Below are 14,905 nucleotides of genomic sequence, written 5' to 3'. Positions count from 1 at the left end.
CCGGCGATTGAGGACGAGCCAGGCGCAGCCGGCGATGAGGCGAGCCAAGACACCGGGTCCAAGGCCACCGCCTACGAAAGCTCGTCCGGCGATTGAGGACGAGCTCGGCGCAGGCGGTGATCGGCCGAGCCGGGATCCCCGCGCCAGGCCGAAGGCAGGGGCAAGGACCGCCCAGAGGCCCAGGGGCCAGCCCTCGCCGCGAGGACCACCGCGTTGGCCGCCGCCCCCCGCACGTCCTCGTAATGCCGCAGTCCCGCCTCCCGGTCGGGCCCCGCGTACGCCAGGCACTGCGCGAGCACCCGCGCGTCGAGGACCGCCTGGGAGCCGCTCTCCGAGCCCACGGGGTACACGGGGTACACGGGATGCGCCGCGTCCCCGAGCAGCGTCACGGGCCCCCGCCCCCACCGCGACAGCGGCTCCCGGTCCACCATCGGGCACTCCAGGATCTGCCGGGTACCGGCGAGCAGCGCCGGCACGTCGAGTTCCGCCACCCGCCACCCGGCGAAGTGCGGCAGGACGTCCGAGAGCCGCCCGGAACGGTTCCAGTCGGCGGGCCCGGCGACGGCCTGGTGGTGCGCCGGGGGGAACCGGACCTCCGCCACCCAGCTCAGCAGTGACCGCCCCCGCTCCCCCGCCCCCCGCGACACCGGCTGGACGACGAGCTTCGCGGAGTCGTCGCCCGCCACCACGACCGTCCGCCCGCCGAGCACGGGATGCCATTCCGTGACCCCGCGCCACATGCGGACGCCGCTCCACAGCGGCGGCCCCTCGCCGGGGTGCAGCGTGGCCCGCACCGCGGAATGCAGCCCGTCCGCCCCCACGAGGGCCCGCGCCCGCACCCCGTACTCCCGGCCCCGCGCCACATCCCGCAGGATCACGCGCAGCCCGGCCCCCTCGCGCTCGGCGAGGCGTACGAAGGCGGTCCCCGTCTGCACGGCATGGTCGCCGAGCCGGGCGCGGACGGCTTCCAGGAGCATGAGCCGCAGGGCCCCGCGGCGCAGCGAGTACTGCGGCCAGGGGTGGCCGAGCGCGAGACCGCACGGCTCGCCGCGGAGCCGGTCGCCGTGCCGGTCGAAGTAGACCGCGGCCTCGGGCGCCACCGCGGTCCCCGCCAGCTCACCGCCGAGCCCGAGCTGCGTCAACTCGCCCACCGCGTACGGCATGAGGGCCACCCCGACGCCGTCGGGCCGCGGCTCGTCGACCGCGTCCACCACACGTACGCCGATGCCCGCCGCGTGCAGGCTCAGGGCGGCCGTGAGCCCGCCGGTGCCGGCACCCGCCACCAGTACGTCGATCATGGCCGCCGCCCCCTGTGGTCCCGGTGGTCCCCTGCGGACGCGCGGAGCGTAGCGGGACCGGCAGGGGGAGAACAATGGGCCGGGCGGCCAGGCGAACCCGCATGGAAGGATGGCCGGAAACACCACAAGTGCACCCGCTTGGACCCAGGGGTCCACACCACCGGGATCCGCGAGATCCCCGAGATCCCACCCGTCGTACCCGAGGAGATGACCGCGTGCCCGGCACCAATCTGACCCGCGAAGAGGCGCAGCAGCGGGCGAAGCTGCTCACCGTCGACTCGTACGAGATCGACCTCGATCTGTCCGGAGCGCAGGAGGGAGGCACCTACCGGTCCGTGACCACCGTGCGCTTCGACTCCGCGGAGGCGGGCGCGGAGACCTTCATCGACCTGGTGGCCCCCGCGGTCCACGAGGTCGTCCTGAACGGTCACGCCCTTGAGGTGGCCGCGGTGTTCCGCGACTCGCGCATCGCGCTGAGGCACCTTCAGGCGGGCGCCAACGAGCTGCGGGTCGTCGCCGACTGCGACTACACCAACACCGGTGAGGGCCTGCACCGCTTCGTCGACCCGGTCGACCAGCAGGCATACCTCTACACGCAGTTCGAGGTGCCCGACGCCCGCCGCGTCTTCGCCTCCTTCGAGCAGCCGGACCTGAAGGCCACCTTCCGGTTCACCGTGAAGGCGCCCACGGGCTGGACGGTGATCTCGAACTCGCCGACGCCCGAGCCCAAGGACGACGTCTGGCACTTCGAGCCGACGCCGCGCATCTCCTCGTACATCACCGCCCTGATCGTCGGCCCGTACCACTCGGTGCACTCCTCGTACGAGGGTCCGAACGGCCAGTCGGTGCCGCTCGGCATCTACTGCCGCCCCTCGCTGGCGGAGTTCCTCGACTCGGACGCGATCTTCGAGGTGACACGGCAGGGCTTCGACTGGTTCCAGGAGAAGTTCGACTACGCCTACCCCTTCGCCAAGTACGACCAGCTCTTCGTGCCGGAGTTCAACGCGGGGGCGATGGAGAACGCGGGTGCGGTCACCATCCGCGACCAGTACGTGTTCCGCTCGAAGGTGACGGACGCGGCGTACGAGACGCGCGCGGAGACCATCCTCCACGAGCTGGCCCACATGTGGTTCGGCGACCTCGTGACGATGGAGTGGTGGAACGACCTCTGGCTGAACGAGTCGTTCGCCACGTACACGTCCATCGCCTGCCAGGCGTACGCGGAGGGCTCGCGCTGGCCGCACTCGTGGACGACGTTCGCCAACTCCATGAAGACGTGGGCGTACCGCCAGGACCAGCTTCCGTCGACGCACCCGATCATGGCGGACATCCGCGACCTGGACGACGTGCTCGTCAACTTCGACGGCATCACGTACGCCAAGGGCGCGTCGGTGCTCAAGCAGCTCGTCGCCTATGTCGGGATGGACGAGTTCTTCCGGGGCGTGCAGGCCTATTTCAAGGCGCACGCGTTCGGCAACACGCGCCTGTCCGACCTGCTCGGCGCCCTTGAGGAGACCAGCGGGCGCGACCTGAAGACCTGGTCGAAGAAGTGGCTGGAGACCGCCGGCATCAACGTGCTGCGCCCCGTCGTGGACGTCGACACCTCCGGTGTCATCACGTCCTTCGCGGTCAAGCAGGAGGCCCCCGCCCTGCCCGCGGGCGCCAAGGGCGAGCCGACGCTGCGGCCGCACCGGATCGCGATCGGCCTGTACGACCTGGACGAGGCGACCGGCAAGCTGCTGCGCACGGACCGCGTGGAGCTGGACGTGGACGGCGAGCTGACGGCCGTGGACGCGCTGGTCGGCAAGCGCCGTCCGGCGGTGATCCTGCTGAACGACGACGACCTCTCGTACGCGAAGGTCCGCCTGGACGCCGAGTCCCTGGCGTTCGTCACGGACCACATCGGTGACTTCGAGGCGTCGCTGCCGCGGGCGCTGTGCTGGGCGTCGGCGTGGGACATGACGCGGGACGCGGAACTGCCGACGCGGGACTATCTTTCGCTGGTCCTCTCCGGCATCGGCAAGGAGTCCGACATCGGCGTCGTCCAGTCGCTGCACCGGCAGGTGAAGCTGGCGCTCGACCTGTACGCGGCGCCCGCGAACCGTACGGCCGCGCTGACCCGCTGGACCGAGGAGACCCTCTCCCACCTGCGCTCCGCGCAGCCCGGCAGCGACCATCAGCTCGCGTGGGCGCGGGCCTTCGCTGCGACGGCTCGTACGGACGCGGAACTCTCGCTCCTTGAGGGGCTCCTCTCCGGCACGGAGTCCATCAAGGGCCTGGCCGTGGACACGGAGCTGCGCTGGGCGTTCGTGAACCGCCTCGCGGCGACGGGACGTCTCGACGAGGCGGGGATCGCGGCGGAGCTTGAGCGGGACAAGACCGCCGCGGGCGAGCGTCACGCGGCTTCCGCACGGGCCGCGCGGCCCACCGCGGAGGCCAAGGCCGCGGCCTGGGCCTCGGTCATCGACTCCGACACGCTGCCGAACGCGATCCAGGAGGCGGTGATCGGCGGCTTCGTCCAGACGGACCAGCGGGAGCTGCTCGCGCCGTACACGGAGAAGTACTTCGCGGCGGTCAAGGGGGCGTGGGACTCGCGCTCCCACGAGATGGCGCAGCAGATCGCCATCGGGCTCTACCCCGCGCTCCAGGTCTCCCGGGCGACGCTGGACGCCACGGACGCGTGGCTCGCCGCGGAGAACCCCTCCGCGGCCCTGCGCCGCCTGATCACGGAGTCCCGCGCGGGCGTCGAGCGCGCCCTGCGGGCCCAGTCGGCGGACTAGCCCTCGGCCGGGCGGGGGGAGCGGTCTCCTCGCCCGGCGCTTCGGGGCCGGGGGCGGGGCAGCGGCGTTCCCGCCCGTTACCCCCGGTTTCCGGTGCCCCCGGGAGCGGCCGACCGCTCCGGAGGAGCCGGGGCTCGGCCCGCTTCCCGGAGCTCCGCCAGGACCCGGGCCACGGCCGCTCCCCCGGCGGCGCCCTTCCGCACCGCGGCGATCACATGCCGCCGGGGCCGGTCCGCTGCGAGGTCCCGCATCACGACCCCGTCCCGCCGGACCGCCGCCATCCGCGGCACCAGGGCCACGCCCATCCCCGCCTCCACCATCGCGAGGATCGCCGTCCAGCCGGAGGCGGAATGCGCCTGCTCAGGGCTGAACCCCGCACCCTCGCAGGCCGCCCGCGTGATCTCGGACCACGGCCCGCTGCCCCCGAAGATCCACGGCTCCCCCGCCAGACCGGCGAGGCGCAGCCCCTCGGCCGCCGCCAGCGGATGGTCCGCGGGCAGCGCCACGTCCAGCGGGTCGGCGACCAGCGACTCCCGGGTGAAGCGCGTGTCGGCGTCGGGCGATGCGGGCGCCTGCACCGCGAGGGACAGCGCCACGTCGACCTCCCCCGCCGCGAGGAGCTCGTACGCCTCCGCCGCCTCGGCCTCCCGTACCCGCACCGAGATGCCCGGCGCCGCCGACCGCAGCGCCCGCACCGCGGGCACGACGAGCGCGGGCACGGCTGTGGAGAAGGCCCCGACCCGCACCTGACCCGCCTCGCCGTGCGCATACGCGGCCAACTCCGCGTCCGCCCGCTCCAGTTGCGCGAAGACCGCTTCCGCGTGCCGCAGCACGAGGTGCGCGGCGTCGGTGAGCCTGACCCGGCGTCCATGGGCTTCGAGGAGCGGCACGCCGAGCTGCTTGGCGAGGTTGGACAACTGCTGGGAGACCGCGGACGGCGTCATCTGGAGCGTCCCGGCCGTCGCCGTGACGGTGCCCCGCTCGCTCAACGTACGCAGGATCTGCAGTTTCTTGATGTCCCACTCGCTCATGGGGTCAACGTACCGACTGTCCACAGGGGCCGATCCCACCGGCCGCGCCCTACTTGGCGCGGGCCGAGCCGAGCACGACCCCGCCGAGGATCAGGCCCATGCAGAGCACCTGGAGCCACCCCATCGCCTCGCCGAGCAGCGCGAAGGAGAGCAGGGCGACGCAGACGGGCTGGAGGTAGTAGACGACACCGGCACGGGCGGCGCCGATGACCGAGATGGCCTTGTTCCAGGCGAAGAAGGCCACCGCCGAGGAGACCACGCCCACGTACAGGAGCGGGGAGACGGTGGCGACGGTCGGCGTGAAGCCGCCCTGGACGGCGTAGCTGGCCACGAACACCGGCAGCAGCATCAGCGTGCCGAGCACGAACGTCGAGAGGAGGAAGGGCAGTCCGCCGATCTCCGCGGGCCTGCGCTTGAGGAGCACGCTGTAGGAGCCGAAGGAGAGCGCCCCCGCGATGATCCACAGGTCGCCGGCCGCGAAGTCCATGGCGAGGGAGCCCTTGCTGACCAGGAGCAGGACGCCGGCGCAGGCGATGGTCATGCCGGTCACGCGGCGCGCCCCGAGCCGGGTGCCGCCGACGCGTTCGTGGACGGCCATCAGGACGGGCGAGGCGGCCATGATCATGCCCATGTTGCCCGCGGTGGTGGTCGTGCCCGCCTGGTTCACCAGGGTGTTGTAGACGGTGACGCCCAGCAGGGAGGCGAGCAGCAGGAAGCGCAGGTGTTCGCGGAGCAGCCGCCGTTGCCGCCAGGTCTCCCGTACCGCGAAGGGCGCCACGGCCGCGATGGCGATGACCCAGCGCCAGAACGCGTGCTGGACGGGCGGCACGCTGTCGTGCAGCGCCCGCGAGGTGACGAAGCTGCCGGACCAGACGACCGTGGCGAGTGCCGCGAGGGCGAGGCCGACCCCGATGGGACGGGCCGCGCCGCCCTTCTGGGACGGGTCACCCTTCTCGGACGGTGCGGACTTCGCGGACGGTGCGGCCTTCGCGGATGGGTCGGCGTGGTGAGGGGGCGTCCGGTCCAGGACTGTCACTGGGTATCCCTTGCCTGTCTTCCCCGCCACGTCGCGGCGGGGACGTCGAGTGCGTTGCGGGACTACCGTGACAGCGAGCCACCCATCAGGTCCATCGAAACTTTACGCCTGCTCTCTTAAGCAGAAGCGAACGTTTCGTCGCTCGACGATCCCTCACGCCCGGCATTCGTCCCGCATCCCCACTCCGTCAGCGCCGCCTCGACGGCCCCCGCGTCCGCCTCCTCCGCGGCCCACGCCACGTAACCGTCGGGCCGGACGAGGAGCGTCGTGCGGCGGGCGCTCGACCAGTGCGCCGCCACCGCCCGGCCCGCCCCGAACGTCACGCCCCGCGGCGTGACCAGCACGAACTCGCCCGCGCGCAGGGCTTCGTAGAGCCGCCCGTCCGCCAACGCGATGTCCGGCGCCCGGCGTCCGACCAGGCGGTGGGAGCCCCTCGGGGCACGGTACGAGATGCCGATGCCGGTGATCTGACCGGTCATTTTGGCGCGCGCGGGACCCACCCGGCCGAGGAGGGCGGCGAGCCCGGCACGCACCGCCCGGGTCCACGGCCGCTTGGCCATCGCGAGCCTGACGAGGCCGCCACTGCTGCGCAGGACCGCCTTGCCGACCGGGTGCCGCTCGGCCTGGTAGGTGTCGAGCAGCCCTTCCGGCGCCCGTCCCGTGACGGCGGCGACCAGCTTCCAGCTCAGGTTCGCGGCGTCCTGGAGACCGGTGTTCATACCCTGGCCGCCGGCCGGGGAGTGGACGTGCGCGGCGTCCCCGGCGAGGAAGACCCGGCCCACGCGGTACGCGGGCGCCTGCCGCTCGTCGCTGTGGAAGCGGGACATCCAGCGGGCGTCGTGCATCCCGAAGTCGCGCCCGAGCGCCTGCCGGACGATGTCCTTGACCTCGTCGAGGTCGAGCGGGTCGCTGTCGGGGACGTTCCGCGAGCGGTCCCAGCCGACGACGCGGTGGTAGCCGTCGGCGAAGGGGGCGATGAAGGCGAAGGCGTCGCCGACCGTGTCGACGGTCAGCCGGGCCGGCGGCCGCTCGGCGAGCTTGACGTCGGCGAGGACCAGCGAGCGGATGACGGACCTGCCGGGGAAGGGCAGCCCGACCGCCTCGCGCACGCCGCTGCGCATCCCGTCGGCGCCGACGACGTAGGCGGCCGTGAGGGTGCGGGAGCCGCCGTCGGCGTCGCGCACGTCGAGCCGTACGCCGTCCGCGCCCTGGGTGAGCCCGACGACCTCGGTCTCGTACACGAAGCGCACCCCACCCTTCACCGCACGCCGCTCCAGGGCCCGCTCGACCTCGTACTGCGGCAGCACCAAGACGTGCCGGAAGCGGGAGGGCAGGCCGGTGAGGTCGAGGGTCAGGCGGCCGAAGAGGCGCAGCTTGTCGAGCGGCTCCCCCGCGGCCTCCAGCTCGTCGGCGAGGCCGCGGGCGTCGAGCTGCTCCAGGGTGCGGGCGTGCACGACCAGCGCGCGGGAGAGGTTGCTGATGCCGTGCGGCCGCTTCTCGACGAGGGTGACGTCGACGCCCGCGGCGGCCAGGTCACCGGCGAGCAGCAGGCCGGTGGGGCCCGCGCCCACGACGACGACGGTGCGGTCGATGTCCTGCGCGTGCCCGGCGGTGGTGCTCTTGTCCCCAGTCGTGCCGTTCATGACTGCCTCCTGATGCCAACGCTTGTTGGTCAACGCCTGTTGGCAATGTAGGACCGCCACTTCTGGACTGTCAACACATGTTGGCCTACGTTTGTTGGCATGACCGGAAAAGCCCCCGCCACCCCCTCGGCCGACACGCCCGCCAGCCGTTCCGACTCCCCCCGCCGCTCCGACGCCACCCGCGCCGGAATCCTCGCGGCGGCCCGGGAACGGTTCGCGGCGGACGGGTACGAGCGCGCGACGATCCGCGCCATCGCCAGGGACGCGCGCATCGACCCGTCGATGGTGATGCGCTACTACGGCAACAAGGAGGGGCTCTTCGCCGCCGCCACCTCCGCCGACCTGCGGATGCCGGACTTCACGCGGGTGCCGCGCGAGGACGTCGGGCGGGTCCTCGTGACGCACTTCCTGGACATGTGGGAGGACGGGGACGTGCTCACCGCGCTGCTCCGCGTGGCGCTCACCAACCAGCCGGGCGCCGAACGCATGCGGGCCATCTTCGAGGAGCAGTTGCTGCCGGTCGCCCGTGCGGTCTGCCCCGTTCCGGCCGAGGCGCCGGCGCGGGCGGCGCTCTGCGCGGCGCAGGTGCTCGGCCTCGCGCTGACCCGGTACGTCCTGCGGTTCCCGCCGTCGGTCGCACTCACGCGCGAGGAGGTCACGCGGTGGCTGGCGCCGACGCTCCAGCGCTATCTGACGGCCGAACAGCCGTAGCCCCCGCCGGGAACAGAGCGCGCCGAGGGCGCCCCTCGCCGATGGCGTACGCGACACGGCGTACGTATGTCGGTGAGGGGCGCCCTCGGCGCGGAAGTCGTGACGGCGCGGGACCGGGTCCCGCGTCGGCGCGTCAGCCCTGCTTGTGCTGCTTGCGCGTCTTGTCGCCGACCATCACGAGGCCCGCGATGACCAGGAACAGCACGATGGGGGCCGCGACATAGAGACCGAGCGTGTCGATGACGCTCAGGCCGGGGCCCGGGTCGTCGCCGTCGTCCCGCATGTTCGCGAGCGCGGGGGACGACATGAGCAGCATCATCAGCGTCGTGCCGGAAGCCAGGGCGCCGGCGCGCAGAGCGTTCTTCTTGTCCACGGTGCAAACGTAGCGAACTCCTAAACGGGATGCGCGCCCGGGGGTGCCGTACGGGTCTTCGCGTCGTCCCGCGCGGCTTCGCGGAACACCGCGAGGAGCGCGTGCAGCCGCGGGGAAGCCGCGAGGTCCTCCAGGGTGACGGGGCGTCCGGTGGCGTCGGCGATCGGCAGCCGCCAGTTGGGATACTCGTCCCAGGTGCCCGGCAGATTCTGCGGGCGGCGGTCGCCGACGGCGTCCGGCAGCCAGATGCCGACCATGCGGGCCGGGGTGGCGAGCAGGAAGCGGTGCACGGCGCGGATCTCGTCCTCCTCGCAGCCCACGCCGCCCGGCAGCATGCCGAGCCGGGAGAGCAGCCCGAGCCACTCACGGACGTCGGCGGCGGCCTCCCCCTGCTCCTCGGCGAGCGGGCGGGCCAGCAGCCCCAGATCGTGGCGCAGTTGGACGTGCTCGCCGGTGAGGCGGGCGGCGGTCGGGGGCAGATCGTGCGTGGTGGCGGTGGCGACGCAGTCGGCGCGCCACCGCTCGGCGGGCAGCGGGCGGCCCGTGCCCTCCCAGTCCCGCTCGAACCAGAGCACGGATGTGCCGAGGACGCCGTGCTCCCGCAGGGTCTCCCGGACGCCGGGCTCGACGGTCCCGAGGTCCTCGCCGATGACGAGGGCGTCCGCGCGGCCGGCCTCAAGGGCGAGCACCGCGAGCATCGCCTCGGCGTCGTAGTGCACGTAGGTCCCCATGGTGGGGTCGTGGCCCTCGGGGACCCACCAGAGCCGGAACAGGCCCATGACGTGGTCGATCCGCAGGGCGCCCGCGTGGCGCAGGAGGCCGCGGAGCAGGGCGCGGTACGGGGCGTACCCCGACTCGGCGAGGCGGTCGGGGCGCCAGGGCGGCAGGCCCCAGTCCTGGCCGCGCGCGTTGAACGCGTCCGGCGGCGCGCCGACCGACATGCGCCGGGCGAAGTGCCGCTGCTGGGCCCAGGCGTCGGCGCCGCCGGGGTGCACGCCGACCGCCAGGTCGTGCACCAGGCCGATGTCCATGCCCGCCTCGCGGGCGGTGCGCTGGGCGGTGGCCAGTTGTGTGTCGGTGAGCCAGGCGAGGCGGCAGTGGAAGTCGACGCGGTCGAGGAGCTCGCGCCGCGCGCGGGTGGTCGCGGCCGATGCCGGGTCGCGCAGCGCGGCGGGCCAGGAGTGCCAGTCGGGGCCGTAGACCTCCGCGAGGGCATACCACGTGGCGTGGTCTTCGAGGGCCGGGCCCTGCTCGGCGAGGAAGGCGCTGTAGGCGGCGCAGCGGCCGGGGCCGACGGGGACTTCGGCGAGCAGTTCGAGCGCTTCGCGCTTGAGGGCCCAGACCGCGTCACGGTCGATCAGCTCGCCCCGCTCGACGACCCCCTCGCGCAGCCCGTCGGCCCGGCGGCACAGCTCCTCGGCCCGCTCCCGGGCGGCGCCCCGCAGCTCCGCGAACTCCGGGACGGCCTGGACGCGCAGATGCACCGGGTCGGGGAAGCGGCGGGAGGAGGGGCGGTACGGAGAGGGGTCGCCGCCCGGCCCTTCCCGCGGGCTCGGCACGGCCGCGTGCAGCGGATTGACCTGGAGGAAACCGACGTCCAGGGCGTGGCCCGACCAGGCGGCGAGCTCGGCCAGGTCGCCGAGGTCGCCCATGCCCCAGGAGCGGTGGGACAGCAGGGAGTAGAGCTGGACCAGGAGGCCGTGCGCGCGGCGCTCCGGGGTCTTGATCCGGCGTGGGGCGGCGATGAGATGCGCCCTGGCCTCGCGCCCGTCGGGACCGCGTACGTGGAGGGTGTGCACGCCCGGCGGCAGCGGTGGGCCCGAGCCGCACCCGGCCACCCACTCGTGCGTCCCGCCCTGCTCCGCCTCGACCCGCACACGCGTGCCCTTCGGCAGCTCCGCGAAGCAGGGGGCGGCGGACGGCGCGCCGTCCGTCCAGGCCACCACGGTCGGCGGGAGCAGACGCCCGGACAGCTCCGCCTCGCGCGCGGCGAGGGCGGCGGAGACCGCGTCGGGGGTGCTCCCGTCCACGCCGAGCGCGGCGAGGGCGGCGATCACCGCGGTGTCGGCGGCCGGGACCGTGCGGCCCGGGGACGGGGAGTAGGAGGTGGCCACGCCGTACGAAGCGGCCAGCCGGGGCAGGGCCATCAGACTCCCATGTAGTCCAGGCTCGCGGCCATGCCGGTGGAGGTGGGCTCGCTGGTCAGATGCGCGGCGTCGGCGAGGGGCGGCTCGCTGGTGAGCGGCGCGGCGTCGGCGAGCGGGGGCTCGCTGGTCAGGGGCGGCTCGAAGCAGCCGCAGGAGCAGGATCCGTCCAGGCCCGAGTCGGGTCCGGAGAGCTGCGCCGAGTCCGGTCCTGTCACCCGGGCCCAGTCGGGTCCCGACGACTGCCGGGGCACCTGTCCGGAGACCGGCCCGGGCACCTGTTTGGAGAGGGCGTCGAGCAGAAGATTGGCTGAAGCGGCCACGTGTGAGCTCCTTGTCAGGGGGCAGTTCACGGCAGCCCTACCCAATACGCGGGGCCGCAGACGTATACGTTGTATCAACGTGACGCTGGTCACGTCAGGTTCCCGGCGCGGGAGTTGTTCTTCCCGTGACCCGGCTCACCCCGGAAGATCAAGCGAGGACGGCACCTCCGCCGGGAAATCGTGCACCGCCCGGAGAACGGGGCCAGAGCCTCGGGGGCCCCGCCGAAGCCGCCGCGACACCCCGCGGAAGCCGCCGTCCGGCCGCCGCGGAAGCCGCCGTCCGCCCACTGCGGGAGCCACCGCTTGCCCGCCGCGGGAGCCACCGCTTACCCGTCGCGGGAGCCGCCGCTCGCCCTGGCCCCCGGCTCGCATTCGCGCGGGTTCCGCGAAGAATCACCCCTCGTACACCTCCTCCCGTTGACACCCCAGCCGCGTCAGTGGTGGGCTCACTGCCACATGTGACGTCAGGGGCCACTGGGTCCACAGGAAACAGGGAGCGACCGTGCAACTGCGGCGCAGGCAGGGCGCGGCCGCCATCGCGGTCGCCGTCATCGCGGGCGCCCTCGGCGGCGCCCCCGGCGCGCTCGCGGCCCCGGGGGTGCCCGGCGCCCCCGCCACCTCCCCCGACGCCTCCCCCGGGAGCGACGGCGGCGACCGCAAGGCCGAGTCGGGGCTGCCGCCCGTCTGGCCGCGCCCCCAGACGATGGACGCCGCCGGAAGCGCCGTCACCGTGGGGGACCACGTGGTCCTCGTGACCAGCGCCGCCGACGGCGCCCGGAGCGAGCGCGCGGGCTCCGACACGTACGCCCTGAAGGCGCTGCGCGCCCTGCTGAGCGACGCCGGCGTCCAGCGCGTCACCGAGGTCCGCGACGGCGACCCGCTGCCCGCGGGCAGCACCCTCGTCGTGCGGGCCGGCGGCTCGGGCGCCGACCGGGCCCTGCGCTCCCTCGGCGCCCGCGACCGGGCCGACCTGCCGTCGGGCGGCTACCGCCTGGCCGTCGGCCGCGTCGGTGGCCGGGACACCGTCGCCCTCGACGGAACCGGCGACGACGGCCTCTTCCACGGCGTGCAGACCTTGCGGCAGTTGACCGCGGCGAAGACCCGCACGATCCCGGGCGTACGGATCAGGGACTGGCCCGGCACGGCCGTGCGCGGCCTGACCGAGGGCTTCTACGGCACCCCGTGGACCCGCGCCCAGCGCCTCGCCCAGCTCGACTTCCTGGGCCGCACGAAGCAGAACCGCTACCTCTACGCCCCCGGCGACGACCTCTACCGCCAGGCCCGCTGGCGCGAGCCCTACCCGGCCGGGCAGCGCGCCGACTTCCGCGCCCTCGCCGAGCGGGCGAAGGCCAACCACGTCACGCTCGCCTGGGCCGTCGCGCCCGGCCAGGCCATGTGCATGTCCTCGGACCGGGACGTCAAGGACCTCACCCGCAAGATGGACGCGATGTGGGCGCTCGGCGTGCGCGCCTTCCAGCTCCAGTTCCAGGACGTCAGCTACAGCGAGTGGCACTGCGAGCGGGACGCCGAGACGTTCGGCAGGGGCCCGAAGGCCGCCGCTAAGGCGCAGGCCCGGGTGGCCAACGCCGTCGCCGCGCACCTCGCCGAGCGCCACCCGGGCGCGGAGCCGCTCTCCTTGATGCCGACCGAGTACTTCCAGCGGGGCACGACGGAGTACCGCGCGGCCCTCTCGGACGACCTCGACCACCGCGTCCAGGTGGCGTGGACCGGCGTGGGAGTGGTCCCCAAGACCATCACCGGGCGCGAACTCGCGGGCGCCAAGGAGGCCTTCGGCCCGCACTCGCTGGTCACGATGGACAACTACCCCGTCAACGACTTCGCGCAGGACCGCATCTTCCTCGGCCCCTACACCGGCCGTGAGCCCGCCGTCGCCACCGGTTCGGCCGCCCTCCTCGGCAACGCCATGGAGCAGCCATCGGCCTCCCGCATCCCGCTCTTCACCGCCGCCGACTACGCCTGGAACCCCCGCGCCTACCGCCCCCACGAGTCCTGGCTCGCCGCCATCGACGACCTCGCGGGCGGCGACCCCGAGGTGCGGGGCGCGCTGCGGGCCCTCGCGGGCAACGACGCATCGTCCGTGCTCGGCGCCGACGAGTCCGCGTATCTGCGCCCTCTCATGCGGGACCTGTGGCAGGCCCGTACGACGACGGACCGGGCCAGGACCGAGAAGTCGGCCAAGGCCCTGCGTGCGGCGTTCGGCGTCATGCGTGAGGCGCCGCGACGGCTCGCCGACAGCGCCCTCGACGACGAGGTCCGGCCCTGGATCGACAAGCTCGGCACCTACGGCGAGGCCGGTGAGACCGCCGTCGACATGCTGCGCGCCCAGTCCGCCGGTGACGGGGCCGCCGCCTGGCGTGCCTCGCGCAAGCTGACGGGGCTGCGCAAGGAGCTGAAGGACGGCCGGGTGACCGTCGGCGAAGGCGTGCTCGACCCGTTCCTGACGCGGGCCCAGAAGGCGTACGCGAGCTGGGCGGGCACCGACAGCGAGCGGGCATCGGACCGCGCGACGGCACGGTTCGGCGGTACGCACACGCTGGCCGCGGTGACGGCGCTCACCGACCCCGGCACCGAGGGCAGTGTCGAGGCGCATGTGCCGGGCGAGGGCTGGCGGCGGATCGGCACGCTCTCGAAGAGCGGCTTCACCGAGGTCGACCTCTCGAAGGAGCGTACGAAGGAGCGTGGCGAGCAGGGGGCCGCCGGCGCCGCGGGCAAGGGGCTGCGCGCCGACGCCGTGCGCACCACCCTCACCGACGGCACCGTCCGCCACCTCGTCCCCTGGTACGCCGACGCCCCCGAGGCCCGCCTCTCGCTGGCCCGCACCGAGGCGGACGCGGAGATCGGCGGCGATTCCCTGCGCGTCACGGCCAAGCTGCTCGCCCAGCGCCCCGCGGACATACGGGGCAAACTCACGGCCAAGGCCCCGAAGGGCATCCAGGTGCGGCTGCCCGAGGAGTCCACGCTGCCGCGCGGCACGCAGGTCGAGGTGCCGGTCGACATCACCGTCAAGGCGGGCACGCGCGCGGGGACGTACGACATCCCGCTGACCTTCGGCGACGAGACCCGCACGGTCTCGGTGCGCGCCTACCCGCGTACGGCGGGCCCGGACGTGGCACGCGGCGCGCGGGCGACGTCCTCGGGCGACGAGACGAAGGACTTCCCCGCGTCGGCCGCCAACGACGGCGACCCGAAGACCCGCTGGTCCTCACCCGTGGAGGACGGCGCGTGGTGGCAGACCGAGCTGGCGGAGCCGGTCAGGCTCGGCCAGGTCGTACTGCGCTGGCAGGACGCCTACGCCGCCGGCTACCGCGTACAGACGTCCGCCGACGGCAAGACCTGGCGCACGGCGGCGACCGTGAAGGACGGCAGGGGCGGTCGCGAGGCGATCCGCATGGACGCGCGTGACACGCGTTACATCCGCGTCCAGGGCGACGAGCGCGCCACGCGGTTCGGCTACTCGCTCTGGTCGGTGGAGGCGTACGCGGTGGCGGAGGACTAGCGGACGCGTACGCGCGCGTGGGGCACGGGTGAACGCGCACGCGCGCGCC

10 protein-coding genes are annotated in these 14,905 nt (G+C 73.8%); 3 read left to right on the top strand and 7 right to left on the bottom strand.

The features are described 5' to 3' along the window. Positions 1–71: 71 nt before the first annotated feature. Positions 72–1,298, bottom strand: coding sequence for an FAD-dependent monooxygenase (locus tag ACZ6JY_RS01620; RefSeq protein ID WP_469191129.1), 1,227 nt, complete (start codon positions 1,296–1,298; stop codon positions 72–74). 215 nt (positions 1,299–1,513) lie between these two features. Between ACZ6JY_RS01620 and pepN the strand changes: the two genes are divergently transcribed. Then, the gene (pepN, locus tag ACZ6JY_RS01615) at positions 1,514–4,078 is read left to right on the top strand and encodes an aminopeptidase N (protein WP_469191127.1); all 2,565 of its coding nucleotides are present in this window, start codon (positions 1,514–1,516) and stop codon (positions 4,076–4,078) included. A 77-nt stretch (positions 4,079–4,155) separates the two neighbouring features. Here pepN and ACZ6JY_RS01610 read toward each other — a convergent pair whose 3' ends face one another. The 3 genes from ACZ6JY_RS01610 to ACZ6JY_RS01600 all read right to left on the bottom strand — a co-directional run bounded on the left by ACZ6JY_RS01610 (position 4,156) and on the right by ACZ6JY_RS01600 (position 7,788). Further along, positions 4,156–5,109 (bottom strand): LysR family transcriptional regulator, encoded by a 954-nt coding sequence (locus ACZ6JY_RS01610; RefSeq protein ID WP_469191125.1) that lies wholly within the window; start codon positions 5,107–5,109, stop codon positions 4,156–4,158. Between the two features lie 49 nt (positions 5,110–5,158). Next, positions 5,159–6,022, bottom strand: a complete 864-nt coding sequence (locus ACZ6JY_RS01605) for a DMT family transporter (protein ID WP_469191897.1) — start codon at positions 6,020–6,022, stop codon at positions 5,159–5,161. Positions 6,023–6,261: 239 nt separating this feature from the next. Then, a complete protein-coding gene (locus ACZ6JY_RS01600; protein WP_469191123.1) occupies positions 6,262–7,788 on the bottom strand; it encodes an FAD-dependent monooxygenase in 1,527 nt (508 codons plus the stop codon). A gap of 99 nt (positions 7,789–7,887) precedes the next feature. Between ACZ6JY_RS01600 and ACZ6JY_RS01595 the strand changes: the two genes are divergently transcribed. After that, on the top strand, positions 7,888–8,499 hold the full coding sequence (locus ACZ6JY_RS01595; RefSeq protein WP_469191121.1) for a TetR/AcrR family transcriptional regulator: 612 nt from the start codon (positions 7,888–7,890) through the stop codon (positions 8,497–8,499). 133 nt (positions 8,500–8,632) lie between these two features. On the opposite strand, the gene ACZ6JY_RS01590 is transcribed toward ACZ6JY_RS01595, so the two are convergent. Genes ACZ6JY_RS01590 through ACZ6JY_RS01580 form a run of 3 tightly spaced genes read right to left on the bottom strand, consistent with a single transcriptional unit; the run spans position 8,633 to position 11,339 of the window. Continuing rightward, a complete protein-coding gene (locus tag ACZ6JY_RS01590) occupies positions 8,633–8,872 on the bottom strand; it encodes a hypothetical protein (RefSeq protein ID WP_469191119.1) in 240 nt (79 codons plus the stop codon). Between the two features lie 20 nt (positions 8,873–8,892). Continuing rightward, positions 8,893–11,019 (bottom strand): 4-alpha-glucanotransferase, encoded by a 2,127-nt coding sequence (gene malQ / locus ACZ6JY_RS01585; protein ID WP_469191117.1) that lies wholly within the window; start codon positions 11,017–11,019, stop codon positions 8,893–8,895. Further along, a complete protein-coding gene (locus ACZ6JY_RS01580; protein WP_469191115.1) occupies positions 11,019–11,339 on the bottom strand; it encodes a hypothetical protein in 321 nt (106 codons plus the stop codon). Before ACZ6JY_RS01580 ends, malQ begins: the two co-directional genes overlap by 1 nt. Positions 11,340–11,841: 502 nt before the next feature. Between ACZ6JY_RS01580 and ACZ6JY_RS01575 the strand changes: the two genes are divergently transcribed. Further along, positions 11,842–14,856, top strand: coding sequence for a beta-N-acetylglucosaminidase domain-containing protein (locus tag ACZ6JY_RS01575; protein WP_469191113.1), 3,015 nt, complete (start codon positions 11,842–11,844; stop codon positions 14,854–14,856). The last annotated feature ends 49 nt before the right edge of the window (positions 14,857–14,905 follow it).

The organism is Streptomyces sp. NPDC046335, from assembly GCF_055587985.1.
The sequence above is the reverse complement of the archived record's forward strand: the minus strand, read 5'-3'. Positions and strand labels throughout refer to the sequence as shown.

What these genes read in the sequence shown, in the direction of transcription:
- malQ (WP_469191117.1), bottom strand. Translation starts at nt 11,019, where the DNA reads ATGGCCCTGCCCCGGCTGGCCGCTTCGTACGGCGTGGCCACCTCCTAC.
- ACZ6JY_RS01610 (WP_469191125.1), bottom strand. Translation starts at nt 5,109, where the DNA reads ATGAGCGAGTGGGACATCAAGAAACTGCAGATCCTGCGTACGTTGAGC.
- ACZ6JY_RS01620 (WP_469191129.1), bottom strand. Translation starts at nt 1,298, where the DNA reads ATGATCGACGTACTGGTGGCGGGTGCCGGCACCGGCGGGCTCACGGCC.
- ACZ6JY_RS01600 (WP_469191123.1), bottom strand. Translation starts at nt 7,788, where the DNA reads ATGAACGGCACGACTGGGGACAAGAGCACCACCGCCGGGCACGCGCAG.
- ACZ6JY_RS01595 (WP_469191121.1), top strand. Translation starts at nt 7,888, where the DNA reads ATGACCGGAAAAGCCCCCGCCACCCCCTCGGCCGACACGCCCGCCAGC.